This is a genomic window from Psychromonas sp. Urea-02u-13 (assembly GCF_002835995.1).
Lineage (GTDB): Bacteria > Pseudomonadota > Gammaproteobacteria > Enterobacterales > Psychromonadaceae > Psychromonas.
On sequence record NZ_PJBZ01000182.1, the window covers coordinates 1 to 1,978 of the forward strand.

Here is a 1,978-nt window from a genome sequence, read left to right on the forward strand (position 1 = left end):
CGAAATACCCCTAAAATTCTGTTTTTCTCTAGAAAAAAAAATGAGTGCCATTAATAACCTTTATTGTGACAGTTTTTACAGTTCCGACAAAAGCAACACGGTGACGTAAGAAATCGATTTATTGATATAAAGCGCTATAACCACAAACTTAAAAGCAGAGAGGAGACACACAATCCTTTTTTACTAATCACTCTCTGTTTTAATAGTTATCTTTTTTGCTCTTAATGCCTTACTACTCATTCAACGAACCGAGGATAAAAGGGAGTGTTAATCGGGGAGAGCTGTCTACTGAAATACCTTAACCTATTGATTTTATATGATTGAAGTTATGGGGGTCCTCAATTGACATAGTTAAAAGGATTGGGCGTTCTTGATTTTTTATGGGGTTGTAGTGTTGGTGATGGATGTTCACTAAAAAAGAAACCCGCAATTAAGCGGGTAAATGTAAATTATCGGTACATTAAACAATGTTGAGTTAGTTGCTCTTTAACCGATTGCTTTTGCCCTAACAACAAGAGTGCTGTAATCAGTGTTTCTTCGCCCTGTTCTTCGGCTTCATACAAAAGCTTAAATCCATTTATATTCGCTTCTCTAATGCTTGAGATTCCCGCTACGTCAAAGAGATTCGGTGATACTGGGTAAATCAAAGGGTTGTTGTTAACGGCACTTTCAAATGTATCAACGGTGCTTTCTACCTTATCCAACACGCTTAGCTCATCATTCCATCGCATTAAATGCATAATTGCTAAGTCTGTTGAGTTACTAAATGTTTCTGTATATTCAATTGTGACTTGGCTCATGGGCTTTTGCCCCTTGTAGGTTGAGTTTTCTTTTTGCCAACCGTTCCTTAAATGAGCTTGATGATATAACACGACCTGCTTGCTTATCGTTTCTTGCAAAGCTAACAAGTTTCAAAAGGGCTATTGCCTCATCACGTTTCTCTCTATCTTCAATAGATTCGATAACGTAAGCTGGCTTACCATTTTGTGTGATTATCAACGGTTCATTTAAAGGCAGACTAGCGGCGTTTTTCTTTAAATAGCTGACTGTTTCGATGTTCATATATCACTTCTCCCCGTTATTTGTAGCGCGCTATGTGTTAGTGATCCCACTAAGCACGCTATATAGACGCAGGGTGAGTTTTGTCTTTCTTGGTTGCTCACACTGCACTCTGTTGGCTTGCAAAGGGACTGTTATTGCCTCTTTGTAAGCCTGGTGTATCAGATAAGATGTTTCTCCCGTTTATCTTCAACACAACTACCTTAACACCTTATTATTGGAAGTTCAAATTTAGACTTAATATAGCCTTGCTGCGGTTCTTAGCCAGGAATACGCCCCAGAGAGGGCTAACTGGCTACATATAGTATCGAGTAACTTTATAGTGGGACCTGTAAAATTAAGTCGTTAATAAGAGTTAAAATGGGACACCTACCATTTTTGACTAATCTCTCTCTGTTTTAATAGTTATATTTTTTGCTCTTAATTTCTAAGTACTACTTCAAAAACTGAAATTCAAAGCGTTCTGCATTACACAATGCAGGCTTCAATACCCCCGTTGTATTCCCTTGATTTAAAGTTTGCTTTAGCAACGCCTGACAGGAAGTCAGGCGTAAGTGCGCTTCATAACATGGATGGTCTGTAAGCCTTGTTGAAATGATGGCTGCGCTTAAAACAATCTTGAAATCAAATGCAGGGAATAATCGGGCGAGCTCTTTTCTGGTTACTCTTTTCTGCTCGCCAGAAAAGAGTCACTCGCCTCCGGCGAAAGAACGGTAATGTAAGATCAAACCTTGCTTGAATAAGCGTCAGCGTTACAGAATTCAATGCGTAAATGGGATCAAGCCTTGTCGTTTTGATGGTTATATTTTTTGTTCTTAATTTCTAAATACTAATTCAAAAACTCAAATTAAAAGCGTCTGTTATTATACAATGCACGATTCAATACTCCTGTTGTATTCCCTTAATTTAAAGTTTTTTT

General features: G+C 37.9%; 2 protein-coding genes. Both read right to left on the reverse strand.

Annotated elements, in window-relative coordinates:
* Positions 1-449: 449 nt before the first annotated feature.
* The gene (locus CXF74_RS21195) at positions 450-800 is read right to left on the reverse strand and encodes a plasmid stabilization protein (protein ID WP_101084610.1); all 351 of its coding nucleotides are present in this window, start codon (positions 798-800) and stop codon (positions 450-452) included.
* On the reverse strand, positions 781-1,062 hold the full coding sequence (locus CXF74_RS21200) for a type II toxin-antitoxin system Phd/YefM family antitoxin (RefSeq protein WP_101084612.1): 282 nt from the start codon (positions 1,060-1,062) through the stop codon (positions 781-783). The genes CXF74_RS21195 and CXF74_RS21200 overlap by 20 nt, the downstream gene beginning before the upstream one ends.
* Positions 1,063-1,978: the final 916 nt, after the last annotated feature.

Bases quoted from the DNA above. Each gene is read 5' to 3' on its own strand.
- CXF74_RS21200 (WP_101084612.1), bottom strand. From the start codon at position 1,062: ATGAACATCGAAACAGTCAGCTATTTAAAGAAAAACGCCGCTAGTCTG.
- CXF74_RS21195 (WP_101084610.1), bottom strand. From the start codon at position 800: ATGAGCCAAGTCACAATTGAATATACAGAAACATTTAGTAACTCAACA.